At 65.8% G+C, this 23,104-nt stretch carries 24 protein-coding genes; 5 read left to right on the forward strand and 19 right to left on the reverse strand.

Annotated elements, in window-relative coordinates; genetic code table 11:
- Nucleotides 1-4: 4 nt before the first annotated feature.
- A complete protein-coding gene (gene purL / locus QMK31_RS15730) occupies nucleotides 5-2,311 on the forward strand; it encodes a phosphoribosylformylglycinamidine synthase subunit PurL (RefSeq protein ID WP_283501897.1) in 2,307 nt (768 codons plus the stop codon).
- Between the two features lie 167 nt (nucleotides 2,312-2,478).
- Here purL and QMK31_RS15735 read toward each other — a convergent pair whose 3' ends face one another.
- The 8 genes from QMK31_RS15735 to QMK31_RS15770 form a co-directional block, all read right to left on the reverse strand.
- Complete coding sequence (locus QMK31_RS15735) at nucleotides 2,479-3,402, reverse strand: SDR family NAD(P)-dependent oxidoreductase (RefSeq protein WP_283501898.1); 924 nt, start codon at nucleotides 3,400-3,402, stop codon at nucleotides 2,479-2,481.
- Nucleotides 3,403-3,412: 10 nt separating this feature from the next.
- A complete protein-coding gene (locus tag QMK31_RS15740) occupies nucleotides 3,413-3,850 on the reverse strand; it encodes a chorismate mutase (RefSeq protein ID WP_283501899.1) in 438 nt (145 codons plus the stop codon).
- A 21-nt stretch (nucleotides 3,851-3,871) separates the two neighbouring features.
- Nucleotides 3,872-4,774, reverse strand: a complete 903-nt coding sequence (locus QMK31_RS15745; protein WP_283502032.1) for a DMT family transporter — start codon at nucleotides 4,772-4,774, stop codon at nucleotides 3,872-3,874.
- A gap of 291 nt (nucleotides 4,775-5,065) precedes the next feature.
- The gene (locus QMK31_RS15750; protein WP_283501900.1) at nucleotides 5,066-5,815 is read right to left on the reverse strand and encodes a GNAT family N-acetyltransferase; all 750 of its coding nucleotides are present in this window, start codon (nucleotides 5,813-5,815) and stop codon (nucleotides 5,066-5,068) included.
- Nucleotides 5,816-5,878: 63 nt separating this feature from the next.
- Entirely contained in the window at nucleotides 5,879-7,165 is a 1,287-nt protein-coding gene (locus QMK31_RS15755; protein WP_283501901.1) for an adenylosuccinate synthase, read from the reverse strand.
- Nucleotides 7,166-7,651, reverse strand: coding sequence for a DUF3151 domain-containing protein (locus QMK31_RS15760; RefSeq protein WP_283501902.1), 486 nt, complete (start codon nucleotides 7,649-7,651; stop codon nucleotides 7,166-7,168). It lies immediately after the preceding gene.
- A 62-nt stretch (nucleotides 7,652-7,713) separates the two neighbouring features.
- The gene (locus QMK31_RS15765) at nucleotides 7,714-8,082 is read right to left on the reverse strand and encodes a nuclear transport factor 2 family protein (protein ID WP_283501903.1); all 369 of its coding nucleotides are present in this window, start codon (nucleotides 8,080-8,082) and stop codon (nucleotides 7,714-7,716) included.
- A gap of 42 nt (nucleotides 8,083-8,124) precedes the next feature.
- Entirely contained in the window at nucleotides 8,125-8,790 is a 666-nt protein-coding gene (locus QMK31_RS15770; RefSeq protein WP_502853376.1) for a TrmH family RNA methyltransferase, read from the reverse strand.
- A 74-nt stretch (nucleotides 8,791-8,864) separates the two neighbouring features.
- On the opposite strand from QMK31_RS15770, the gene QMK31_RS15775 reads away from it, so the two are divergent.
- The 3 genes from QMK31_RS15775 to QMK31_RS15785 all read left to right on the forward strand — a co-directional run bounded on the left by QMK31_RS15775 (nucleotide 8,865) and on the right by QMK31_RS15785 (nucleotide 11,711).
- Entirely contained in the window at nucleotides 8,865-10,136 is a 1,272-nt protein-coding gene (locus tag QMK31_RS15775) for an Nramp family divalent metal transporter (RefSeq protein WP_283501904.1), read from the forward strand.
- A 37-nt stretch (nucleotides 10,137-10,173) separates the two neighbouring features.
- Entirely contained in the window at nucleotides 10,174-10,818 is a 645-nt protein-coding gene (locus QMK31_RS15780) for a metal-dependent transcriptional regulator (protein WP_283501905.1), read from the forward strand.
- A 92-nt stretch (nucleotides 10,819-10,910) separates the two neighbouring features.
- The gene (locus QMK31_RS15785) at nucleotides 10,911-11,711 is read left to right on the forward strand and encodes an HAD-IIA family hydrolase (protein ID WP_283501906.1); all 801 of its coding nucleotides are present in this window, start codon (nucleotides 10,911-10,913) and stop codon (nucleotides 11,709-11,711) included.
- Nucleotides 11,712-11,738: 27 nt separating this feature from the next.
- Here QMK31_RS15785 and QMK31_RS15790 read toward each other — a convergent pair whose 3' ends face one another.
- The 4 genes from QMK31_RS15790 to QMK31_RS15805 all read right to left on the reverse strand — a co-directional run bounded on the left by QMK31_RS15790 (nucleotide 11,739) and on the right by QMK31_RS15805 (nucleotide 14,350).
- Entirely contained in the window at nucleotides 11,739-12,377 is a 639-nt protein-coding gene (locus QMK31_RS15790; RefSeq protein WP_283501907.1) for a hypothetical protein, read from the reverse strand.
- 149 nt (nucleotides 12,378-12,526) lie between these two features.
- On the reverse strand, nucleotides 12,527-13,582 hold the full coding sequence (locus QMK31_RS15795; RefSeq protein ID WP_283501908.1) for a hypothetical protein: 1,056 nt from the start codon (nucleotides 13,580-13,582) through the stop codon (nucleotides 12,527-12,529).
- Nucleotides 13,582-14,130, reverse strand: coding sequence for an orotate phosphoribosyltransferase (gene pyrE, locus QMK31_RS15800; protein ID WP_283501909.1), 549 nt, complete (start codon nucleotides 14,128-14,130; stop codon nucleotides 13,582-13,584). The genes QMK31_RS15795 and pyrE overlap by 1 nt, the downstream gene beginning before the upstream one ends.
- A 31-nt stretch (nucleotides 14,131-14,161) precedes the next feature.
- Nucleotides 14,162-14,350 (reverse strand): hypothetical protein, encoded by a 189-nt coding sequence (locus QMK31_RS15805; RefSeq protein WP_283501910.1) that lies wholly within the window; start codon nucleotides 14,348-14,350, stop codon nucleotides 14,162-14,164.
- A 63-nt stretch (nucleotides 14,351-14,413) separates the two neighbouring features.
- Between QMK31_RS15805 and QMK31_RS15810 the strand changes: the two genes are divergently transcribed.
- The gene (locus tag QMK31_RS15810; RefSeq protein ID WP_283501911.1) at nucleotides 14,414-15,346 is read left to right on the forward strand and encodes a LysR family transcriptional regulator; all 933 of its coding nucleotides are present in this window, start codon (nucleotides 14,414-14,416) and stop codon (nucleotides 15,344-15,346) included.
- Between the two features lie 48 nt (nucleotides 15,347-15,394).
- Here QMK31_RS15810 and QMK31_RS15815 read toward each other — a convergent pair whose 3' ends face one another.
- From QMK31_RS15815 to QMK31_RS15845, 7 genes are all read right to left on the reverse strand, one after another.
- Nucleotides 15,395-16,894 carry a CoA-acylating methylmalonate-semialdehyde dehydrogenase gene (locus QMK31_RS15815; protein ID WP_283501912.1) on the reverse strand — a complete coding sequence of 500 codons (1,500 nt, stop codon included), beginning with the start codon at nucleotides 16,892-16,894 and terminating at the stop codon, nucleotides 15,395-15,397.
- 27 nt (nucleotides 16,895-16,921) lie between these two features.
- Nucleotides 16,922-18,244 (reverse strand): aspartate aminotransferase family protein, encoded by a 1,323-nt coding sequence (locus QMK31_RS15820; protein WP_283501913.1) that lies wholly within the window; start codon nucleotides 18,242-18,244, stop codon nucleotides 16,922-16,924.
- A gap of 102 nt (nucleotides 18,245-18,346) precedes the next feature.
- Nucleotides 18,347-19,492 (reverse strand): ABC transporter substrate-binding protein, encoded by a 1,146-nt coding sequence (locus QMK31_RS15825; RefSeq protein WP_283501914.1) that lies wholly within the window; start codon nucleotides 19,490-19,492, stop codon nucleotides 18,347-18,349.
- 45 nt (nucleotides 19,493-19,537) lie between these two features.
- A complete protein-coding gene (locus tag QMK31_RS15830) occupies nucleotides 19,538-20,308 on the reverse strand; it encodes an ABC transporter permease (protein ID WP_283501915.1) in 771 nt (256 codons plus the stop codon).
- The gene (locus tag QMK31_RS15835; protein WP_283501916.1) at nucleotides 20,305-21,126 is read right to left on the reverse strand and encodes an ABC transporter ATP-binding protein; all 822 of its coding nucleotides are present in this window, start codon (nucleotides 21,124-21,126) and stop codon (nucleotides 20,305-20,307) included. The genes QMK31_RS15830 and QMK31_RS15835 overlap by 4 nt, the downstream gene beginning before the upstream one ends.
- Entirely contained in the window at nucleotides 21,123-22,073 is a 951-nt protein-coding gene (locus QMK31_RS15840; RefSeq protein ID WP_349361574.1) for an ABC transporter permease, read from the reverse strand. The genes QMK31_RS15835 and QMK31_RS15840 overlap by 4 nt, the downstream gene beginning before the upstream one ends.
- A gap of 4 nt (nucleotides 22,074-22,077) precedes the next feature.
- The gene (locus QMK31_RS15845; protein WP_283501917.1) at nucleotides 22,078-23,094 is read right to left on the reverse strand and encodes a TIGR03842 family LLM class F420-dependent oxidoreductase; all 1,017 of its coding nucleotides are present in this window, start codon (nucleotides 23,092-23,094) and stop codon (nucleotides 22,078-22,080) included.
- Nucleotides 23,095-23,104: the final 10 nt, after the last annotated feature.

Genomic DNA, 23,104 nt, shown 5'->3' on the forward strand with positions numbered 1-23,104 from the left:
ACACGTGACCGCTGTTTCCAACACCTCTTCCCGCGGCGTCGCCGACACCGTTTCCAACGCCATTGCGACGCCAGAGAAGGAGCAGCCCTACGGCGCGCTCGGGCTCAAGGCGGATGAGTACGCGAAGATTCGCGAGATTCTGGGCCGCCGCCCCACGAGTGGCGAACTCGCCATGTACTCGGTGATGTGGAGCGAGCACTGCTCCTACAAGAGCTCGAAGATGTACCTGCGCCAGTTCGGCGACAAGGTCACCCCCGCCATGAAGAAGAACCTCATGGTCGGCATGGGCGAGAACGCCGGCGTTCTCGACGTCGGTGAGGGCTGGGCGGTCACGTTCAAGATCGAATCGCACAACCACCCCTCCTACATCGAGCCGTTCCAGGGCGCCGCGACCGGCGTCGGCGGCATCGTGCGCGACATCATCTCGATGGGCGCCCGCCCGGTCGCCGTGATGGATGCCCTGCGCTTCGGCGACATCACCGACCCTGACACCGCCCGAGTCGTGCACGGAGTGGTCAGCGGCATCAGCTTCTACGGCAACTGCCTCGGCCTGCCCAACATCGGCGGCGAAACCGTGTTCGACCGGGTCTACCAGGGCAACCCGCTGGTCAACGCGCTCTCGGTCGGCGTGCTGCGCCACGAAGACCTGCACCTCGCCAACGCCCGCGGTGTCGGCAACCAGGTTGTTTTGTTCGGTGCCCGCACCGGCGGCGACGGCATCGGCGGGGCATCCATTCTCGCCTCCGACACCTTCAGCGCCGGCGGACCGACCAAGCGGCCGGCCGTGCAGGTCGGCGACCCGTTCGCTGAAAAGGTCCTCATCGAGTGCTGCCTCGAACTGTTTGCCGGCAAACTCGTCGAGGGAATCCAGGACCTCGGGGCCGCCGGCATCAGCTGCGCGACCAGCGAGCTCGCCTCGAACGGCGACGGCGGCATGTTCATCGAACTCGAGAAGGTGCTGCTGCGTGATCCCACGCTCACCGCCGAAGAGATTCTCATGAGCGAGAGCCAGGAACGCATGATGGCGATCGTCACCCCCGACAAGCTCGAGGGTTTTCTCGCCGTCACCACCAAGTGGGACGTCGAGACCAGCGTGCTCGGCGAGGTCACCGATACCGGCCGGTTGATCATCAACTGGCACGGCGAAGAAATCGTCAACGTGCTGCCGCGCACCGTGGCCGTCGACGGCCCGGTCTACGAGCGTCCGCTGGCCTACCCGACCTGGATCGACGCCCTGCAGGCCGATACCGCTTCCGTGCTGCCGCGCGCCCTCGACGGAGCAACCCTGCACGAGCAGTTCCTCGACCTGCTCGGTTCGCCGAACCTGGCCGACCCGAGCTGGATCACCGACCAGTACGACCACTACGTGCAGGGCAACACAGCGCTGTCCTTTCCCGACGACGGCGGCATGATCCGTGTCGACGAGGAGAGCGGCCTCGGCTTTGCAATCGCCACCGACGCGAACGGCCGCTACTGCCAGCTCGACCCGTACCGCGGCGCCCAGCTCGCTTTGGCCGAGGCGTACCGCAACGTCGCCGCGACCGGCGCCGTGCCGGCCGGCGTCAGCGACTGCCTCAACTTCGGCTCGCCAGAGAACCCCGAGGTCATGTGGCAGTTCCGTGAGGCCGTCACCGCTCTCGCCGACGGCTGCCTCGAGCTGGAGATCCCCGTCACCGGCGGCAACGTGTCGTTCTACAACCAGACCGGCGACCAGCCGATTCACCCGACCCCGGTCGTGGCTGTGCTCGGCGTGATCGACGACGTCGCCCGACGCATCCCGAGCGGATGGCAGGACGACGGGCACAACATCTACCTGCTCGGTACGACCCGTCTCGAGCTCGACGGTTCAGCCTGGGCCGGTGTGGTGCACGATCACCTCGGCGGAAGGCCGCCGGTCGTTGACCTCGGCCAGGAGAAGGCCCTCGCCGGTCTGCTGCACGCCGCGTCGAAGGAAGCCCTCATCGACAGTGCGCACGACCTCAGCGAGGGCGGGCTCGCCCAGGCCCTCGCCGAAGCAGTGATGCGCTTCGGGGTGGGCGCGCGGGTCTGGCTGGGTGACATTCTGGGTCGCGACGGCGTGGACGCATCCACTGCCCTGTTCTCGGAATCGGCCGGTCGCGTCATCGTTTCAGTGCCCCGCGAAGACGACGTGAAGTTCCTCGGCCTGTGTGCCGGCCGCTACATTCCGGTGCTGCGCATCGGCGTGACGGACGCCACCCTGCACGCCCTCGAAGTGCAAGACGTCTTCGCCGCCACCCTCTCGGAGATGCGCAACCGTCACCAATCCCCCCTCCCCGCAGCCTTCGCCTAGTCCCGAAGGCACTCGCCGCACCGGTCCAGCGACGACCACTCTGCGCATAACTCCTGCAATTTCTGCGAAGGCAGAATCTCGGTCGCGAAATAACGCGGGACTCTCAGCTTCGGCGCACGAATTGCAGGAGTTATGCGTAGGGAACCGCCGGGTGCGCTGTAGAAGGGCTACAGAAAGGGGTCGCCGATCAGGGTCTCGGCGCGCTCCCACAGGCGCGCGGCCACGGCTCGGTCGCGGGAGGTGCGAGTGGCCGGCTGCTCTACCGGGCGGCCGCGCACCAGAAGTCGCGGGCCGAAGTAGTCGCCGCCGTGGGCATCCGGGTCGATCGCAGCGCGCACGGTCGACCAGGCTCCCTGCTGCTTACTCTGGGCCCCCACGAGCAGCTGCAGGCCGTCGATCACGCGCTTGCCGCGCGACACCTCATTGACCGAACGGATGCCCGGGGTCAACCCCGAAATGGAATACCCCGGATGCGCGACCAGCGACTGCACCGTGCCGGCACCGTTGGCCCGCAGGCGCCGGTCGAGTTCGAAGCCGAACACCTGCATGGCGATCTTGGACTGCGCGTACGCCGTCCACCCGCTGTAGGTGGTCGCCAGCTGCAGGTCGTCGAGCGAGGAGTCCATCAGCCGGGAGATCAACGACCCGAGCGAGACCACCCGGCTGCCGGGCGTGCGGCGCAGCGCCATGAGCGCCCCAGCAGTCAAAGCAAAGTGCCCCAGAAAGTTCGTCGCGAAGACGAGCTCGTTGCCGTCGAGGCTCACCTGGCGATCCCGCGGCGGGTGCACGATTCCGGCGTTCAGAATCAGACCGTCGAGGCGCGGCAAAGCGCGCAGCGTCTCGCTGACCCCGCGCACCGATTGCAGATCCGAGACATCGATTTGAAGCACCGACACGGATGCCCCGGGCACGCGGGCGCGAATGGCCGCCGCCGCGGCATCCGCTTTCAGCAGATTGCGGCAGGCGAGCACGACGTGCGCGCCCGCACCGGCGAGTTGTTCGCTCGTGAAGTAGCCGAGGCCGGCGTTGGCGCCGGTGACGACGAAGGTTTTACCGGACTGGTCGGGTAGCTCGCGCGGGTTCCAGGTCACTGCAGGAAACCTACGACGTGACGCTGGGCGCGTGCACGGTCGGCGGGTGCGGCACCGGGTGCGCCGCGGCGGCCGCCGCTGCACCGGTCGGAGCAGCCCCGGCAGCGCGCTCCGGCAGCGCTACAGCCTCACCGCCGGCGATCTTCACGTGGTGGTGAATGACCTCGGCGATGATGAAATTCAGAAACTTCTCGGCGAAAGCCGGGTCGAGGTGCGCCTCACCGGCCAGTCCGCGCAGGCGGTCGATCTGCATGAGCTCGCGCGCCGGATCGGCGGCCGGCAGCCCGTGCGCGGCCTTGAGCCGGCCAACCGACTGGGTGAATTTGAATCGTTCGGCCAGCAGATGAATGAGCGCGGCGTCGATATTGTCGATGCTCTCGCGAATGCTGTGCAGCTGCTCGATCGCATCAGCGTCGGCATCAGCGGGTAGTTCCTCGTGTGCGGCCATACTTTTACGATAATGCATGCCCTAAGCGGATGCCGCCGCCCGGCCGCGCACCCCGAATGGCCGGAGCCGCAAGCGTTTCTGCGTCAGAAGGATGCCCAGCAGCACGAGGAGCGCCCCGGTCGGTTCGTGCCAGGAGAATGTTTCAGCGAGCACGAGCACTCCGAGCCCCACCCCGACGACGGGAGTCACGTAGGTCACCGTGGACGCATTGGTCGGCCCCCAGGCGCGCAACACGTTGATATTCCAGATGTAGGCCAGGCCGGTGCCGAGCGCCCCCAGGGCCAGCAGACACAGCACGATCGGCCAGGTCAGCACCACCGGGCTCCAGGCCAGCACCGGTGTGAGCAGCAGCATGATGAACCCGGCAATGCCGATGTTGAGAAAGGCGAAGGTCGACGCGTGTATCGGCCGCCCGCTCAGAAATCGGCGGGTGTAGCCGAAGGTGAAGCCGTAGCAGACGGCCGATCCGAGGCAGGCGAGCTGGCCCCACAGGTCTCCGGTGAGTGAGGAATACTGCCACGGCCCGATGATCACGACCACGCCGATGATGCCGAGCACGATACCGGCGACCTGCGCGCGCACGAGTTTCTCCACTCGAAAGGCCAGCGTCGCCATCAACGCGGTCATGATCGGGGTGACCGCGTTGTAGATGCTGGCCAGGCTCGACGAGACGTATTGTTCGGCCCAGGCGAAAAGTAGGTGGGGAATCACGCATCCGCTGAACGCGATCACCAAAAAGTGTAACCAGACGGCGCCCTCCCGCGGCAGCACCGGCCCTTTGTTGATGCGTGGACGGGTCACCAGCACGATCAGCCCGAGGGTCGACCCGCCGAGAACGAGCCTTGACCAGGCGATCTGGCCGAAGCTGACGCCGTCGAGGGCGATCTTCATGAACAGAAAGCTCGCGCCCCAGATCAGGCCCATTCCGAGGAATTGCGCCGCGACGAGGGTCTTGCTGGCGGCAGGCGTTTGAGTCACCCTGCGAGCCTATAGCGCATGGATCCCGCCGCGAATCGGCACGAACTCAGCGTCTTGAAAGCGCCGAACATTGGCAGTGCCTGCCGCATTGGGTTCGGCTCGCCTGCTCCCGTGGCGAATTCAGAAAATCCGCTCAGCCTGTCGCCGGCAACGGTGGGTCCGGGGGTTCAGACACCGGCTCGTGCGGTTTTTCCTGATAGAGCCCCCCGAATCACCCGGCATGGGCGGATGCCTCCCCTACGGCGAGGCCTCGGCCCCGGCACTGCGTTCGGTGTCGGTTCCGGCCGGGCTGCCGCCACGAATGCCGCCCTGCGGTCCGCCGCCCACGATGGTGCCGCCGGTCGCAGCTGGGCGCAGGCTGCGGTAGGTCACGAACCGGCCAGGGATCGCGTCGAGGCGTGCAACAAGCCCGGCGCGCACGGCCGGCCATTCCTCGGCGAGGATCGAGTAGACGGCGCTGTCCCGCCAGGTTCCGTCGGCGCGGGGCCGATCGCGGCGCTGGATGCCTTCGAACGAGGCTCCGATGCCGAGGATGGCGGCACGGGAACGGGCGTTGAGGGCGTCCGCTTGAATCTTGACCCGGCCGAAACCGTTGTCGAAGGCCGTTCCGAGCACGAGCAATTTGGTCTCAGCGTTGACGGCGGTGCCCCAAACACGCGGGTCATAGGCGGTCCAGCCGAGATGGATCGCCTCGTTGACGACGTCGATGTCACCGAGGGTCGTGGTGCCGACGACGTCGCCGTCGTTCGGACCGCCGAGCAGGCGCACCACGTAGGGCAGGCCTTCCCACTGAAAGTAGTCGTGCGCCCACTGGATGAATCCCTCGACGCCCTGGTGCAGGGCGGCAGGCCCGCCTCCGTAGCCGGCGGCGAACACCTCAGGGTGCGCGATGGCGCGCGCAAGTTCGGGGAGCACCGCACTTCCGAGCGGTTGCAGCTGTACAAAGCGACCGGTCAGGGTCAGGGAATGGGGTCTCACGGCGTTCACTCGCTCAGTTTGACAGGTCAAAGTGAGGAATCGTACGTGGTTCGCGGCAACCCGCCGAGAAATCTAGTCGATCAGGTCGTGACGTACCACAATGGCTTCACGGTCCGGCCCGACGCCGATCGCCGAAATGCGCGATCCGCTCATCGATTCAAGGGCCAGCACGTAGTCCTGAGCTGCCTGCGGCAGTTCATCGAAGGTGCGCACGCCGGTGATGTCCTCGGTCCAGCCGGGGAAGTTCTCGTAGATCGGCACGGCGTGGTGAAAGTCGCTCTGAGAGACAGGCACTTCATCGACGCGCACGCCGTCGACCGAGTAGGCCACGCAGACCGGGATTTCGGCCAGGCCGGTGAGCACGTCGAGTTTGGTCAGTACGAAGTCAGTGACACCGTTGATTCGCGCCGTGTAGCGGGCGATCGGGGCGTCGTACCAGCCGCAGCGACGCGGGCGACCGGTGGTGGTGCCGAACTCGAAGCCGTTGGCGCGCAGGTATTCGCCCGACTCGTCGAACAGTTCGGTGGGGAACGGGCCGCTGCCGACCCTGGTCGTGTAGGCCTTGACCACGGCGATGACCCGGTCGATGCGGTTCGGGGCGATGCCGGAACCGGTCACCGCGCCGCCCGAGGTAGCGTTCGACGACGTGACGAAGGGATATGTGCCGTGGTCGACGTCGAGCATGGTGGCCTGGCCGCCCTCGAACAGCACTGTCTTGCCGTCGTTCAGCGCCTGGTGCAGCAGCAGAGCGGTGTCGGTGACCATGGGGCGCAGTCGTTCGGCATAGCTGAGCAGTTCGGTGACGATCTCCTCGGCCTCGATGGCGCGGCGGTTGTACACCTTGACCAGCATGTGGTTCTTTTGGTCGAGGGCTCCCTCGACCTTCTGGCGCAGGATGTTCTCGTCGAACAGGTCCTGTACGCGAATGCCGACCCGGTTGATTTTGTCGGCGTAGGCCGGGCCGATGCCGCGTCCGGTGGTGCCGATCTGGCGCTTGCCGAGAAAACGCTCGGTGACCTTGTCGAGAGTTCGGTGATACGCGGTGATGACGTGGGCGTTAAGGCTGACCTTGAGCCGGGAGACGTCGACGCCGCGCTCGGAGAGGGCGTCGAGCTCTTCGAACAAGACCTCGACGTCGACGACGACGCCGTTGGCGATGACCGGGGTGACGCCGGGGCTCAGGATGCCGGACGGCAGCAGGTGCAGCGCATACTTTTCATCGCCAACCACGACGGTGTGCCCGGCGTTGTTGCCGCCGTTGAACTTGACGACATAGTCGACGCGGCTACCGAGAAGGTCGGTAGCTTTACCCTTGCCCTCGTCGCCCCACTGGGCTCCGATGAGTACGATCGCGGGCATTTAGTCTTCTCCTCGAATAACAAAAGCTTCGGTGGGCGGCGCCGGGTCGAACCCCGGGCTGCCAGTGTGCAGGGTCGAAATGATGTCAATGGCGCTGGCGTCGGCATCCGTCAGAAAAGCGGTGAGCCGGGAGACTTCGTCGGCCTCGCCGATCTCTTCCGCGCCGCGACGCAGCGCGAACAGGGCGCGGAGCACCCCTCGGTTGGGTTCGTGGCGCCACGGAATGGGGCCGTGGCCCCGCCAGCCGGCCTTGCGGAGGGAGTCGAGTCCGCGGTGGTAGCCGACCCGCGCGTAGGCGTATGCCTCCAACAGGCGACCCTCAGAGTGGGTGGCGTCGGCCAGTTCGGCCCAGGCCAGCGGGGACGTCGGGTGCACCTGCACCACGGCGGCGAGCTGGCTCCTCGCGGTTCGGCGCAGGGCCTCGAGCACCTCCGGTTCCGCGGGAAGAAGGGTCTCGGGCTCTGAAATCAAATTGTCGCCGGTCACACTGAACCCTACCAAGGCCGCGGTGCCGTCACCCCGGCGACGGGCCCGATCGGCCTAAAACACTAGGCCTGACTTTGCTGTCGGGCCGCGACTCGCCAGCCACCGTTGACGAACAGGTAGGTCGTCGACATGTTCAGTTCAGCGACGACCTCGCCGCGGCGGGCGATGGCCTTGTAGACAACGACTCCGGCGTGCTCGCCGAGGCGGATGATGGCTGGTTCGTGAATACCGTAGCTTTCCCACGGCGCCGCCTGGTCGAAGTAGGCGGTGACCTCGTCACGGGTAATGACGGCGCCTGGCACGATCATCAGGCCATCGTCGGTCATTTCACGCTGATAGTACGCGCCGCCCTGGCCGCCCAGGATGGCCTGCCAGCCGGCGTTTTCTTCGTGGAGGAGCCGGGCCGGAAGATCATCAGTGATCGCAGTCATAACGCCACGCTAGCCCTTGCCGAGCCGGTTTGGCCAGAAAAATCAGAACCGGTGCTGAACCACCCACGCGTGCATGGTTACGGCGGCGGCGGCCGAGGCGTTGATCGACCTGGTCGATCCGAACTGGCTGATTTCGACAACGGCATCGGCGGCGGCGATGGCCTCTTCCGACAGCCCCGGTCCCTCCTGGCCGAATAGCAGCACGCAGCGTTCGGGAAAGCTGAACGTCTCAATGATGACGCTGCCTGGCACGTTGTCGATCGCGATGATCGGCAGCGCCCCGGTCGCACACCATTCAACGAACGCCGCGACATCCGGGTGGTGCAGCACGTGCTGGTACCGGTCGGTGACCATGGCGCCACGCTTGTTCCAGCGCTTGCGGCCGATGATGTGCACGGTGTCGGCGCCGAACGCGTTGGCGCTGCGCACGATCGATCCGATATTCATGTCGTGCTGCCAGTTCTCGATGGCCACGTGAAACGGATTCCGGTGCTCGTCCAGGTCAGCCACTATCGCCGCCATGGTCCAGTACCGGTAACGGTCGATCACGTTGCGGGTGTCGCCGTGCTGCAGCAGGTCGGCGTCGTAACGATCTTCGCTCGGCCACTCCCCCGGCCAGGGACCGACGCCGTAGGTCGAGCGTTCCGGTGTGAAGCTGCCATTGGCCGGCACGTCGGCGGCGAACGATGGGCCTGCTGGTTCTGTCACTACCCAACCGTATCCTGCCGACAACGCACTTATTCGGGGTTTCGGTCTGCCTAACTTCTGGCTATGGTTTCGGTATGACTAAAACGGATGCCCCGGCCACCGACCGTGTGCTCTCGCAGGCTCCCACCACGGTCGCCTCCAGCCGCTTGCTCTGGCTGCTCGGTCCGGCTCTCGTGGCGGGAGTCGCCTACCTCGACCCCGGCAATGTCGCCAGCAATATGACCGCGGGCGCCCGCTACGGTTACCTCCTGGTCTGGGTGGTCGTGGCCGGCAACGTTATGGCCTGGCTCATCCAATACCTTTCCGCCAAGCTCGGCATCGTCACCGGCGCGAGCCTGCCCGAGATTCTCGGGGTGCGCATGAAACGGCCGATGGCTCGGCGGCTGTACTGGGTGCAGGCCGAGCTGGTCGCGATGGCCACCGACCTCGCCGAGATCATCGGCGGTGCCGTCGCCCTCAACCTGCTGTTCAACCTGCCGCTGATCTGGGGCGGCGTGATCACCGGCACCATCTCGATGATTGTGCTCATGGTGCACTCTCGGCGGGGGCCGCGCATCTTCGAGCGAGTCATCATCATGCTCATGCTCATTATCGCCGTCGGTTTCACGGCGGGTGTCTTCGTCTCGCCGCCCGATGGCGGCGGTGTGCTCGACGGCCTGGTGCCGCGGTTCGAAGGCTCCAATTCGGTGCTTCTCGCCGCCTCCATCCTCGGCGCCACGATCATGCCGCACGCCATCTACGCTCACTCCTCACTCACCCGCGACCGGTTCCCGGAGTGGCAGGGCGTGGTCGCCACCCGCCGTCTTCTCTGGGCCACGAAGTGGGACGTCACCATCGCCATGGCGATCGCCGGAACGGTGAACCTGGCGATTCTGCTGCTCGCGGCATCCGCTTTGCAGGGGGTGGACGGAACCGACACCCTCGAAGGGGCCTACGCAGCATTGAAAGACACGCTCGGGCCGATCGTCGCGACCCTGTTCGCGGTGGGACTGCTCGCGTCGGGGCTGGCCTCGACCTCGGTGGGCGCCTATGCCGGAGCCGAGATCATGCACGGCCTGCTGCACGTGCGCATTCCCTTGTTGCTGCGCCGACTGGTCACCCTGATTCCGGCGCTGCTCATTCTCGGAGCGGGGTTCGACCCCACCCAGGCGCTTGTACTCAGCCAGGTGGTGCTGTCGTTCGGCATTCCGTTCGCGTTGATTCCGCTGGTCTGGCTCACCGCCCAGCGCGGTCTGCTCGGCTCCTTCACTAACCGGTGGTTCACGACCGTGGCCGGCGCGATCTGCGCGGTGGCCCTCGTTGCGCTGAACGTCGTGCTGCTCGTGCTCGTCTTCGGCTCACTCTAAGGGAACCGTCGCGTGACCGGGCTACCCTGAACCAGATATGACGTACACGACCGGCGCGGCCGAGGACTACCTCAAGACCATCTACGCCCACACCGAGTGGCAATCCGACCTGATCACGCCGTCGGTGCTGGCTACGCGATTGGGGGTGGCGCCGTCATCCGTTACCGAGATGGTGAAGAAGCTCGCCGCGAGCGGGCTCATCACCCACGTTCCATACGGTCCGCTCGCTTTGACAGATGCCGGCCGCCTGCGTGCAACCGCCGTCGTGCGGCGGCATCGCCTGATCGAGACCTGGTTGGTCGGCGAGATGGGCTACGACTGGGACCAGGTACACGACGAAGCCGAGATTCTCGAGCATTCCCTCTCGGATCGGCTGCTCGAGGCCATTAACGCGAGGCTCGGATTTCCGGCGCACGATCCGCACGGCGATCCCATTCCAGCCGCCGACGGTACCGTGTTGCGGTCGCCGGCGCTACTGCTGGCCGAGGCTGCGGTCGGGCATTTTGGCACGGTGCTGCGCATCAGCGACCGGGACCCGGCGGTGCTCCGCGAACTCGCCGCCGACCTGATCGGGCCCGGCACCGAATTCACCCTGACGGCACCGCTCACCATCGAATTAGCGGATGGCCAGAGCCGGCTGGTTACGTCGGCTGCGGCCGGGGCGGTCTGGGTGACCGCCTGACGCGTGGCGGGTATGCGCTTATTTGATCGATACCGGTAACCGTGGGGAAACTTCGCGCGGCTAGGCTGGGAGTCGACGAAAAGGAGCGCCTGATGGCACGACGCGACGAGATCGAATGCTGGCTCACCGACATGGACGGTGTGCTGGTGCACGAGAACCAGGCCCTGCCAGGGGCGGCCGAACTGCTGCAGCAGTGGACGGATACCGGGACGCCGTTCCTGGTGCTGACCAATAATTCCATCTTCACGCCGCGCGATCTGAGCGCCCGGCTGCGCTCAAGCGGGCTAAACGTGCCGGAGGACCGCATCTGGACCTCGGCACTCGCCACGGCTGACTTTCTGAAGTCGCAGGTTTCCGGCGGCACGGCATTCGTGATCGGCGAGGTCGGAATCACGACCGCGCTGCACGAGGCCGGGTTCATCATGACCGAAACCGACCCCGACTATGTGGTCGTCGGCGAGACGCGCAATTACTCGTTCGAGGCGATCACCAAGGCGATTCGGCTCATTCTGGGCGGGGCGCGCTTCATTGCAACGAACCCGGATGCGACCGGCCCCAGCAAGGATGGCCCGATGCCGGCGACCGGCGCCATTTCGGCGCTGATCTCCAAGGCCACCGGCATGGAGCCCTACGTTGTCGGCAAGCCCAATCCCATGATGTTTCGCTCGGCCATGAACAAGATCGGTGCGCACTCGGAGAATACCGGCATGATCGGTGACCGCATGGACACCGATATCGTCGCCGGCATCGAGGCGGGGCTGCACACCATTTTGGTGCTCACCGGCATCGCCGACGAGGCCGAGATCAACCGGTACCCGTTTCGGCCCGACGAGATCGTGGTCGGAGTGCACGAGCTGTTGTCGGCCGAGCCCGTCGAGAGCGACGAGATCTAACCGTCCGCTGGCGTTTTCCGTCGAGCGCTAGGCAATCAGGACGGGCGCTGGATCGTCGATGGTCGGTGGATTGAGTACGACTTCCAGGGCGTCTTCGCGGCTGAGGAAACCCGGAAAGTTGTAGCGAGCGAAGCGCCCCGTCGGGTCATCGGAAGAGAGCGGCACTGCTATCGATGAGCACCGCATAATCTGCGCGAGAACTTCGGTGACCGCGGCAGCGGGAGTCTGGCCGGAACGACCACGCAGGCGAACGGATGCCCTTGGGCCGCCCTCCGCGCCGAATCGTAGCCTGAGCATGCGGTTATGCCGGCGCCGGTGGTCGAACATATCGAGGCGGGCCCAGGTTATGCCGGCGATGAACACGACCCGCCGGCCCGCACGCAGCTGCCCGGTATCGAAATTCACCCACGGCTGGGGATAGCGCAGTCGCTGCACTAAATAGAGCACGAGAAGTACCGGCAGCACCACGCCCAAGCCGATCAGCAGGCCCCACCAGAACGAGATATCGAGCCCCTGAGCAATATAGGAGCCCACTTGAAGGGGCACGATGCCCAGAAGTACTCCGTTAGCGGGCGTCGACGCAAAGGTTCCCCACCAGCCCGCGCGGTCCAGCCGCAGCCAGCCGGAAGGGAGCTCTGCTGTGTTTGGCGCGTCGGTATCGCTCATTGGCACACGCTAGCACCGGCGCCTGCCGGTGTGGAATTGCGCCGGAAGCTGCATGCGACACCACATTTCAGGTGTCAGCAGCATCCGCTCAGCCGTGCAACACGTGGCCGCGCTGAGCTGCAGCCCGGCTAGTCCGCCGCGAGATTCTGTTAGGCGGTTGGGCCAGTTCCCGAGATGCTCGCCGTGAGGGGTTCGGCGCTGGCTCGGGTGACGAAACAGTAATAGTTGCGCGGCTCGGCGGTCCACTGCTCGGCGGTGATGGGGTAGCTGCCCTGCATTTGCAGGTTCGGGTAGGCGCCCGCCGCAGTCAGGTCGAGAATTCCGGGTGCCGTGCAGAGCAGGTTGATCTGGGCGGCCAGTGCGGCCTCGCCCGGAAATGCGGTTGAGGCGTCCCCACCGAAGCTGCCCCGATAAACAAGCTGGGAAGTGTGCGCGGCCGCGCAATCGACGACCGTGAACTCTTCCTCCCACGGCGACACATACGGCTCCAAGCACTCGCCGCCGAAGAGGGCGTTCCACTGGTGCACTCCGGCCGGCTGCATCGCCGTAATCTCCGGTGCCGGGATCGGCGTGGGGGTAGGGGTGGCCGAAGCGGATGTCGTCGGCGCCGCTACCGGTGCCGGGCGAGCTACCAGGCGCTGGCCGAGATAGAACAGCCCAACGAGCACGATGATGGCCAGCAGGCCAACGGCGGTCCAGACCAGGGCGGCCTGGCTTACTCCGGAAGCCCCGCGCCGGGAACGGTGGCGGTTCGGTGGTGCGGCCAGAGCCCGTGTGGCAAAGGTCAGTGTGGCAGCAGTCGGTGCGGCAGAGGTCGGTGCGGCAGCAGGCAGGACGACCAAGCTCGGCTCCGGCTCAATGACGGCGGGCGAGAGGTTCTCTGGCATGGGGTCGGCTGCTTGATCGCGGTCGATTGCAACGTCAACGTCAACGTCAACGTCACGGTCGGCTGCCAGAGAGTCGGGCTCACCAGTGGCCGGAACAATTGGGTCGGCCAGCTCGGTCGCGGGGGCACTCGGTGCTGGTTGCGGCAGCGGGGTGGTCCACCAGGGATCGGACGCGGCGGCATCCGCTGTTTCGGTGCCTGCTGTTTCGGTACCTGCTGTTTCGGTACCTGCTGTTTCCGCTAGCGGCGCTTCAGAGGCAGGGTCGTCCAGCTGCGACGCGAGCCAGTCGATGCCGCGCTCGTCGTCGTCTGGTGCCACTAGTTCAGCCCCAGATCCTCAAGGGAGATCGCGGCGAAGTAGGGGTAGCCAGCGGCCTCGATCACTTCTCGGGCACCGGTGTTGCGATCGACGACGACGGCGACGCCGGCAATCTCAGCGCCCACCTTGAGCAGGGCTTCAATGGCAGCCAGCGGCGATCCGCCCGTGGTCGAGGTGTCTTCAAGCACGATAACGCGCTTGCCGGCGAGGTCAGGACCCTCAACCTGGCGCCCACGGCCGTGGTCTTTCGGCTCCTTGCGCACGACGAACGCGTCGTAGGTCGCACCGAGAGCCGCGCCCTGGTGCATGACGGCCGCCGCAATCGGGTCGGCTCCCATGGTCAGCCCGCCGACGGCAACGACGTCGGGCACGTCCTTAATAAGCTCGAGCATGACCTGCCCGATCAGCGGGGCCACCCGGTGGTCGAGGCTCACCCGGCGCAGGTCCACGTAGTAGGTGGCCTTCTTACCGCTGGTGAGAACGAAGTCTCCGTGAAAAACGGCCTCGGCCGAGATGAAGTCGATGAGTTTCTGCCGTGTATCAGTCACGCCTGCCAGTTTAGGGCATGCCTTACAGACCCTAGAAGATGCGCACCAGGTTACGACGATCAGTCTGACGGTACCCATCGCGGTGCACCTCGACGACGAGGGCTGAAATGGAGATAACGGCTACGAGCAAGATAGCGATGAGAACGAACACGAGATGCCTTTCGAAGGAGATGGAGTGGCCCGGCACGGAGGCGACATTGCTCGTGTATGACCCTCTCATTTGATCACCCCTGACCGTGCAGCACAATCGCTTAATTGTGCATGAACTCTTTAGACTTGCTACATGGACGTGCAACGACTCGAACTGCTCCGCGAACTCGCCGACCGCGGCAGCGTCACGGCCGTCGCCCTCGCCACCCACCGCACCCCCTCGGCGGTCTCCCAGCAGCTCAAAGTGCTCGAACGTGAGGCGGGCTTGCCGCTCACCCAGCGAAAGGGGCGCGGCCTCGTTCTCACCGACGCCGGCCGGGCGCTCGCGCGCAGCGCAACGGATGTCGCGGTGTCGCTGGCGAAGGCCACCGCGCTCTGGGACGAATTTCGAAACCAGGCCTCGGGCGAAGTGAGCCTCGTCACCTTTCCCACCGCCGGCCAGATGCTGCTCCCCGGCGTCATCAAGGCACTCGGGCCAGACCTCGTGCTCAATTGTGCCGACGAAGACCCCGAGCTGAGCGACTTTCCCGCGTTCACCGCCGAGTACGACATTGTGCTGGCGCACTCCATGAGCGGCCAACTGTCCTGGGCCGGCCGCGGCCTGAAAGTCGTGCCGCTGATGACCGAGCCGCTGGATGTGGGGCTGCCGGTGGGGCATCCGCTCGCCGAACGCGCCTGGGTCGGCCCGAGCGATCTGATTGGCGAAACGTGGATCGGGGTGACCGACGGCTACCCGTTCGAGCGCATCCTGCATGCCATCGAACAGGAAGCTGGCGCCCGGCTGGAGATGTCGCAGCGCTTCGCCGACCTCGCCCTGATCGAGTCGTTCGTGATCGCCGGGCTCGGCATCGCTCTCGTGCCGCGCTACACCTCCGGCGGCGGCCAGCCCGGCCGCCTGGTGCTGAAGCCACTGCGCGGCATCGAATCGGAGCGCCAGATCGTGGCCCTGATGCGGCCCGATCGCGCCGAACGACTGGCCGTGCGCACCGTCGTTGACGCCCTGCAGGCCGAAGCGGCCCGCGTGCAGCAATCCCACGCGGCCCCGCACCACGGCACAGCCAAATAGAAATGCCCGTACCAAAATTCGTACGGGCATTTCTATTGCTAAACGGTGCTACTCGTTCTGCGGGAACCCCAGGTTGATGCCGCCGTGGCTCGGGTCGAGCCAGCGACTGGTCACTGCTTTCTCCCGGGTGAAGAAGTTCACGCCGGCGGGGCCGTAGGCCTTGGCGTCACCGAACAGGGAGTTCTTCCAACCACCGAAGGAGTGGTAGGCCACCGGCACCGGAATGGGTACGTTGATGCCGACCATGCCCACCTGCACCTCGTTCTGGAATCGGCGAGCGGCTCCGCCGTCGTTGGTGAAGATCGCGGTGCCGTTGCCGTACTGGCTCGCGTTGATCAGGTCGAGGCCCTCCTGGTAGGTAGCCACCCGCACGATCGACAGCACCGGGCCGAAGATCTCGTCGAGGTACACGGCCGAGTCAACACTGACCTTGTCGAACAGGGTCGGGCCGAGCCAGAAGCCGTTCGGGTCACCGTCAACCTTGATGCCGCGACCGTCGATGACGATGTCGGCTCCGTCGGCTTTGGCGATGTCGATGTAGCCGGCGACCTTGTCGCGGTGCACCTTGGTGATCAGCGGTCCCATGTCGCAGCCTCGCGTTCCGTCACCGACCGTGAGACCCTTCACCCGTTCGGCGATCTTCGCAATGAGCTCGTCGGCGACCGGCTCGACGGCGACGATGACGCTGATCGCCATACAGCGCTCTCCGGCGGAGCCGAAACCGGCGTTGACGGCAGCATCCGCCGTCAGTTCGAGGTCGGCATCTGGCAATACCAGCATGTGGTTCTTGGCACCACCGAGCGACTGCACGCGCTTGCCGTGCTTGGACGCCGTCTCGTAGATGTAGCGGGCGATCGGGGTGGAGCCGACGAAAGAGATGGCCTGCACGTCGGGGTGCACGAGCAGCGCATCAACGGCCTCCTTGTCACCGTGCACGACGTTGAGGACACCGGCGGGTAGCCCCGCTTCGGTGAAGAGCTCGGCGAGCCAGTTTGAAGCACTGGGGTCTTTCTCGCTTGGCTTGAGCACGACGGTGTTGCCGGCCGCGATGGCGATAGGGAAGTACCAGAGCGGCACCATGGCGGGAAAGTTGAACGGGCTGATGATGCCGACCACGCCGAGCGACTGGCGCAGCGTGTAGACGTCAACGCCGGTGGAGACGTTCTCGGAGAACTCACCCTTGGACAGGTGCGGCATGCCGAGCGCGAATTCGACGACCTCAAGCCCGCGCACAATTTCGCCGAGCGCATCGGAGAGAACCTTGCCGTGTTCGGCGGTGAGGATCTCGGCTAGCTCGCCCTTGCGGGCGTTGAGCAGTTCGCGAAAGTTGTACATGATGGTCTGGCGGCGGGCCTGGCTCATGTCACGCCAGGCAGGATAGGCCGCCTGGGCGACCGCGACGGCCGCGTCGAGGTCGGCCGTGCTGGCCAGAAGCACATTCTTGGCAACCTGGCCGGTGGCCGGGTTGTAGACGGGCGCCGTGCGGGTGGAGGTGCCGGCGGAGGCAGCTCCGTCGACGTAGTGCGAGACGGTGGGGATGTTGGTCATTGTGAAGCGTCCTTAGAGTTGAGGCGGTTAGGAAAGTAGGTCGAGGCTGAGCACCTCGTCGTAGATGGCCAGGGCTTCGGCGACCTCGGCGTCGGTCACGACGCACGGCGGCACCACGTGGATGCGGTTCTCCACAAGGAAGGGCAGCAGGCCACGGCCGAGCAGTTCGGCCTTCAACCTTGCCATGACGGCGGCGCTCACCGGTAGGCGGGTTTCGGGGTCGACGACGAGTTCCATGGCCCAGAACACTCCAACACCGCGCACCTCGCCAATGATCGGGTGCTTGTCTTTGAGCGCCTTCAGCCCCGGCTCGAGCACGTCGCGGCCGATGCGGGCGGCGTTCTCGACGATGCCCTCGGTCTCCATCGCGTCGAGGGCGCCGACGATCGACGCCATCGCGAGCGGATGCCCGCTGTAGGTGAGTCCACCCGGAAACACCGTCTCGTCGAAGTCGGCAGCGATGGCGTCGGAGATGATCACGCCGCCGGTGGGCACGTAACCGGAGTTGACGCCCTTGGCGAAGGTGATCAGATCGGGAACGACGTCGTAGGCCTGGAAGGCGAACCAGTGACCGGTGCGCCCGAAGCCACACATGACCTCGTCGAGGATGAGCATGATGCCGTACTTGTCGCAGAGTGCGCGCACGCCGGGCAGGTAGCCGGCCGGCGGTATCATGATTCCCGCGGTACCGGGAATCGATTCGAGCAGAATCGCGGCGACCGACGCCACACCCTCGCCCTGGATGACGCGCTCGAGGTGGTGCAGCGCGCGGGCGCATTCCTCGGCCTCGCTGGTCGCCCAGAATTCACTGCGGTAGAGGAATGGGCCGAAGAAGTGCACGTGGCCGCGCGAATACTCGTTGGGAATGCGACGCCAGTCCCCGGTCGCAACGATGGCCGCGCCGGTGTTGCCGTGGTAGGACTTGTAGAGCGAGAGCACCTTGTCGCGCCCGGTGTGCAGGCGGGCCATGCGGATGGCGTTCTCGTTCGCATCCGCTCCCCCATTGGTGAAGAACACCTTGTTGAACCCGGCCGGCGCACGATCGGTGATGCGCTTGGCCGCCTCGCCGCGGGTCAGGTTGGCCGTGGACGGCGCGATGGTGCTCAGCAGCGCGGCCTGCTCGGTGATGGCTTTCACGACGGCCGGATGCTGGTGGCCGATATTCACGTTCACTAACTGACTCGAGAAATCCAGATATTTGCGCCCATCATGATCCCAGACGCGGCAGCCCAAACCGCCGGCGATGACGAGCGGCTTCAGTGCCGCCTGGGCCGACCAGGAGTGGAAGACGTGCGCCCGGTCGAGTTCGCTGGTGTGCGCGTTGAGGCTTATGGTGCTGGTGTCAGTCACGTATATCGCTGGCTTTCTGTGTTGGTGTTGGTGGAACGGTGAAAGGTGTGGGGCCGGGCGGCCCGCCAGGCCGCCCGGCCGGTGGTGTTGGTCGTGCTGGTGTTAGTTGCCGCCCTCGTTGAGGGCGACCTCGGTGGGGGTCCAGTCGGCGCCATTCACGTCGACGCCATCGTTCGTCAGCTCGTCGAGCGCCTGCTGCACGTACTCGTTGGAGTAAGCGGTGGCGGGCGGTTCGGTGGTGATGATGGTCGCGCCGGTCTCGTTCTTGGTGTTGAGGGCGATGTCGACCGTGTTGGCCCAGGCCGCGTCATCGATGAGTCCGACGCCGTTGGTCGAGGGGAAGATGAGCTTGCTGACCTCGTTGGTCATCCACAGTTGGTGGCTTTGGCCGAGCGATGAGCCCGCGGCGGTCACGATGGCCGCTGCTTCTTCGGGGTTGGTGCCGGCGTAGATCCAGCCCTTGATGGAGGCCTTGATGAACTTCACCGTGTTGGCGGCGTAGTCCTCATCGCTCTCGAGCTGGTCGGCATTGGCCCAGATGGCATCCTGGAGCATGGCCGTGCCCTCGTCGTTCCAGTCGATGACGTTGAGTTCATCGGGCTGGAAGAGCTCGCCGGTGTCGGGATTCACGGTCTCCAGCACCTGGGCGTATTCGTTGTAGGTCATCGCCTGGGCCGCGTCGATGTCGCCGGAGAGAAAGGCATTCATGTCGAAGGCCTGCTGAATCAGCGAGATGTCATCGAGCGCGACGTCGGCCTGCTGCATGCCGGCGAAGAGTTCCCACTCGTTGCCGAAGCCCCAGCTGCCGACGTTCTGGCCGGCCAGGTCGGCAGCGGTTTCGATGCCCTTGTCCTTGAAGGAGATTTGCGTGGTGGCGCTGCGCTCGAAGATCTGCGCGACGTTGGTGATGTTCGCGCCCTGTTCGATCGAGCCGAGCACCTTGGGAACCCAGGAAATGGCGTAGTCCACGTCGCCGGCCGCGAGCACATCCTGCGGAACAATGTCGGGACCGCCCTCGACGATGGTCACGTCGAGTCCCTCATCTTCGTAGAAGCCCTGATCGACTGCTGCGTAGTAGCCGGCGAATTGGGCCTGGGCGACCCACTGCAGTTGCAGCGTGATGGGCGTGAGCTCGCCGGCGGCATCCGTTGAGGGGGTGTCGCTGGCGGTGCTGCAGCCAGAAAGTACGAGCACGCCGACAGCCGTGATCGCTCCGACGGTGCCGAGCCATGTCATGCGGTGTTTCATGGTGCCTCCTTGGTTGCTGGTGCCGTGTGTGTGCGGGTGGATCGGTTAGCCGCCGGAACGCCGGGTGACAAGTTTCTCCACGACGAGGGCTACACAGTAAAAAGCGAGTCCGAGAATGATGGAGCCGAGCACGTAAGCCCAGGCGAGCCCATAGTTGCTGCTCGACGCGGCCGAGGTGATCGATTTACCGAGGCCGCCGACCGGTCCGCCGAAGTATTCGGCGATGAGGGCGCTGATCACGGCGAGCGACGACGCGATGCGCAGGCCGGTGAAGACAAATGGCAGCGCGGTGGGCAGGGTCACCGCCTTGGTGGCCTGCCAGTTGGTCACAGCGTAGGCGCGCATCAGGTCGCGGTGCACCGGGCGTACCTGACGCAGCCCGCGGAGGGTGTTGAAATAGACCGGCACGAACACGGCGAGCGCCGCGACGAGCTGCCGGGCGGTCTCGGCGCCGGCCCCAAACATCGTGTAGAGCACCGGAGCAAGTGCCACGATCGGCACAACAGAAAGTGCGGCGACAACCGGAGCGGCCATCTCGTCGAACAGGCGGGCGAGCGCTGACACGATCGCGAGGGCGATGCCGAGCAGTGCGCCGATGATGAGGCCGATCAGGGCATTGCGGCCGGTCACAGCCATTCCGTTGGTGACATTCTGCAGGTTGGCGGTGAATTCGGCACCGATCGCAAAGGGCGCTGGCAGGATGAAGGCTTTGATGGCGAGGCCGGTGACGAGGCCCTGCCAGAGCAGGATGACCGCCACCCCGAAGACGATCGGCGCGAGCACGGTCTGGAGCAGACCTGGCTGGCTGGCTCTCATCGCCTCTCCACCCCGCGGGCGCCGGTCGGGGCAGCCTCGTCACCGTGCAGCAGCTCACGAACCTGGCTGAGCGCGCGGAAGAATCCTTCGTCCTCACGCAGGTCCTCGCTCCGGCCACTCATCTCACCCAAGCCAACACTCACGATAGAACGGATGCGTCCGGGCCTGGGCGACATGACCACCACCCGGGTCGACAGGAACACCGCCTCGGGAATGGAGTGGGTCACAAAGACTACGGCCGCCTGCGTTTCGGCGCAGATGCGCACGAGTTCGTTCTGCATGCGCTCACGGGTCATTTCATCGAGGGCGCCGAACGGTTCGTCCATGAGGAGCAGGCTCGGGCTTTCGGCGAGCGAACGGGCGATTGCGACGCGCTGCTGCATGCCGCCGGAGAGCTGGTCAGGGTAGTGCCCGGCGAAATCGGAGAGCCCGACCAGGGCGATGAGTTCGGCCGCGCGGCGACGCCTCGCCGCCTTGCCGGCCCCGTGCAGTTCGAGCGGCAGTTCGATGTTGCCGGCGACGGTGCGCCAGGGCAGCAGGCCGGCCTGCTGAAAGGCGATGCCATAGTCCTGATCGATGCGGGCCTGCCTGGCCGGCTTGCCGAACACCTCGATGCTGCCGCTCGTTGGCACGTCGAGGTCGGCCACGAGTCGCAGCAGGGTGCTCTTGCCGCATCCGCTCGGCCCGATCAGACTGACGAACTCGCCGGGCGCAACCGTGAGGCTCACGTCGTCGAGGGCGGTGACGCCTGGCCCCTTGCGGGCAGCGAAACGGCGCGTCACACCCTGCACTTCAACAGCGGGCACGATACCGGTCATGCTGCTTCTCCCCTGCGAAATCGACGAAGGAACAGGCTGATCAGGCCCACAAAGCCGGCGGCGACGAGGCCGACCAGGATCGATCCGAAGATGGGTGCCCAGGGCTTGCCCGGGTCGCCGCCGGCGGCGCCAGCGTATTCCACGATGAGCCGGCCGATGCCGCCGCGCAGTCCGATCGACACCTCGGCGACGACGCTGCCGACGACGGCGCTGACCGCGGCCAGGCGCAGGGCCGGCAGCAGGTAGCTGACGCTCGCCGGCAGGCGCAGCCGCCACAGCGTTTTCCACCAACCCACCGCGTAGCAGTGCATGAGGTCGACGTGGTTGGCATCGGGCGAGCCCAGGCCGCGCAGGGCGCCGATCGACACCGGGAAGAACGCGAGGTAGGAGGCGATCAGGGCCACCGACATCCAGCTCTCCCAGGTGAATTCGCCAAACTGGATCTGCGCGCCCCAGCGCCGCACGAGCGGCGCGATGGCGATGAGGGGCACGGTCTGGCTCAGAATGATCCACGGCAGAATTGCCGACTCGGCGAGCCGAAACCGCTGCATGAGCAGGGCCAGCGCGAGCCCGACGGTCACGCCGACCAGCCAGCCGACCGCGGCGATGCCGAGGGTGAACAGGGAGCCTTGCAGCACCGCCAGCCACAACGGCGAAGCGGATGCCGCGCCCGTCACCGGCTCGAACAGCCGCTCGGCCATAACGAAGAGGTGTGGCATTGCGAGGTCGGTCGTGCGCGGCAGCACCGTCACGCCGCCCAGGATGACCCCATCGGCCGGGCCGAAGGATTTATAGAGCTCCCAGACCAGGGCGAGCACAGCGAGGCCGGCCAGGCCGAACAGGCCACCGCTCAGGCGCTGGGGCATGCCGGCGCGCCGCACGCGCAGTTCAGCTGCCCCGCGCACGCTGCGTCGAGGCCGGGCGATCTGCTCGGTCTGGGTGGGCATCCGCTTATTTCTTGGCCGTGATGGAGTCGGTCATGGCCGGAATCACGGTTTCGCCGTAAACCCGCATGGTTTCTTCTTTGTTGTCGTGCTGCAGGTACCCGGCGAACTGGTCGACGCCGAGCTCTTTGAGTGCTTCGAGTTTCTCGATGTGTTCTTTGGCAGTGCCGAGCAGGCAGAACCGGTCGACGATCTCGTCGGGCACGAAGGCGGCGTGCTCGTTGCCGGCCTTGCCGTGCTGGTTGTAGTCGTAGCCCTCGCGGTCCTTGATGTAGTCGGTGAGCGCTTTCGGCACGGCGGAGTCGGCGCCGTACTTGGCCACGATGTCGGCTACGTGGTTGCCGACCATGCCGCCGAACCAGCGGCATTGGTTGCGCATATGTTCCCAGTCCTCGCCGATGTAGGCAGGGGCAGCGACGCAGAACTTGATTGCCATCGGGTCGCGGCCGGCGTTGGAGGCTGCGGTGCGTACGCTTTCGATCATCCACTTGGCCACGTCGAGGTCGGCCATCTGCAAAATGAAGCCATCACCCACCTCACCGGCGAGCTTGAGCGCGAGCGGACCGTAGGCGGCGACCCAGACGTCGAGGCTCGACCCTCGACTCCACGGAAACTGCACGGTGGCACCGTTGTACTCGACCGCACGCGAGTTGGCGAGCTCCCGAATGACGTGGATCGACTCGCGCAGGGTCTTCAGGGTGGTCGGGGCGCCGTTGGTGGTGCGCACCGCTGAGTCGCCACGGCCGATGCCGCAGATGGTGCGATTACCGTACATCTCATTGAGGGTCGCGTAAGTGGATGCCGTCACGGTCCAGTCACGGGTGGCCGGGTTGGTGACCATGGGGCCGACGATGATCTTGCTGGTCTCGGCCAGGATGCGGCTGTAGATGACATAGGGTTCCTGCCAGAGCAGGTGCGAGTCAAAGGTCCAGACGTGGCTGAAGCCGTGTGCCTCGGCCAGTTTGGCCAGTTGCACGGTGCGCGCCGACGGCGGGTTGGTCTGTAGTACTACTCCGAAATCCATGTCGTCCGCC

Origin of the sequence: Cryobacterium sp. PH31-O1 (assembly GCF_030063455.1) — a bacterium.
Classification (GTDB): Bacteria; Actinomycetota; Actinomycetes; order Actinomycetales; family Microbacteriaceae; genus Cryobacterium.

What these genes read in the sequence shown, in the direction of transcription:
- QMK31_RS15775 (WP_283501904.1), top strand. Translation starts at nt 8,865, where the DNA reads ATGACTAAAACGGATGCCCCGGCCACCGACCGTGTGCTCTCGCAGGCT.
- QMK31_RS15765 (WP_283501903.1), bottom strand. Translation starts at nt 8,082, where the DNA reads ATGACTGCGATCACTGATGATCTTCCGGCCCGGCTCCTCCACGAAGAA.
- QMK31_RS15745 (WP_283502032.1), bottom strand. Translation starts at nt 4,774, where the DNA reads ATGGGCCTGATCTGGGGCGCGAGCTTTCTGTTCATGAAGATCGCCCTC.
- QMK31_RS15740 (WP_283501899.1), bottom strand. Translation starts at nt 3,850, where the DNA reads ATGGCCGCACACGAGGAACTACCCGCTGATGCCGACGCTGATGCGATC.
- QMK31_RS15755 (WP_283501901.1), bottom strand. Translation starts at nt 7,165, where the DNA reads ATGCCCGCGATCGTACTCATCGGAGCCCAGTGGGGCGACGAGGGCAAG.
- QMK31_RS15840 (WP_349361574.1), bottom strand. Translation starts at nt 22,073, where the DNA reads ATGCCCACCCAGACCGAGCAGATCGCCCGGCCTCGACGCAGCGTGCGC.
- QMK31_RS15830 (WP_283501915.1), bottom strand. Translation starts at nt 20,308, where the DNA reads ATGAGAGCCAGCCAGCCAGGTCTGCTCCAGACCGTGCTCGCGCCGATC.
- QMK31_RS15835 (WP_283501916.1), bottom strand. Translation starts at nt 21,126, where the DNA reads ATGACCGGTATCGTGCCCGCTGTTGAAGTGCAGGGTGTGACGCGCCGT.
- QMK31_RS15815 (WP_283501912.1), bottom strand. Translation starts at nt 16,894, where the DNA reads ATGACCAACATCCCCACCGTCTCGCACTACGTCGACGGAGCTGCCTCC.
- QMK31_RS15825 (WP_283501914.1), bottom strand. Translation starts at nt 19,492, where the DNA reads ATGAAACACCGCATGACATGGCTCGGCACCGTCGGAGCGATCACGGCT.
- QMK31_RS15805 (WP_283501910.1), bottom strand. Translation starts at nt 14,350, where the DNA reads ATGAGAGGGTCATACACGAGCAATGTCGCCTCCGTGCCGGGCCACTCC.
- QMK31_RS15810 (WP_283501911.1), top strand. Translation starts at nt 14,414, where the DNA reads ATGGACGTGCAACGACTCGAACTGCTCCGCGAACTCGCCGACCGCGGC.
- QMK31_RS15790 (WP_283501907.1), bottom strand. Translation starts at nt 12,377, where the DNA reads ATGAGCGATACCGACGCGCCAAACACAGCAGAGCTCCCTTCCGGCTGG.
- QMK31_RS15780 (WP_283501905.1), top strand. Translation starts at nt 10,174, where the DNA reads ATGACGTACACGACCGGCGCGGCCGAGGACTACCTCAAGACCATCTAC.
- QMK31_RS15785 (WP_283501906.1), top strand. Translation starts at nt 10,911, where the DNA reads ATGGCACGACGCGACGAGATCGAATGCTGGCTCACCGACATGGACGGT.
- QMK31_RS15845 (WP_283501917.1), bottom strand. Translation starts at nt 23,094, where the DNA reads ATGGATTTCGGAGTAGTACTACAGACCAACCCGCCGTCGGCGCGCACC.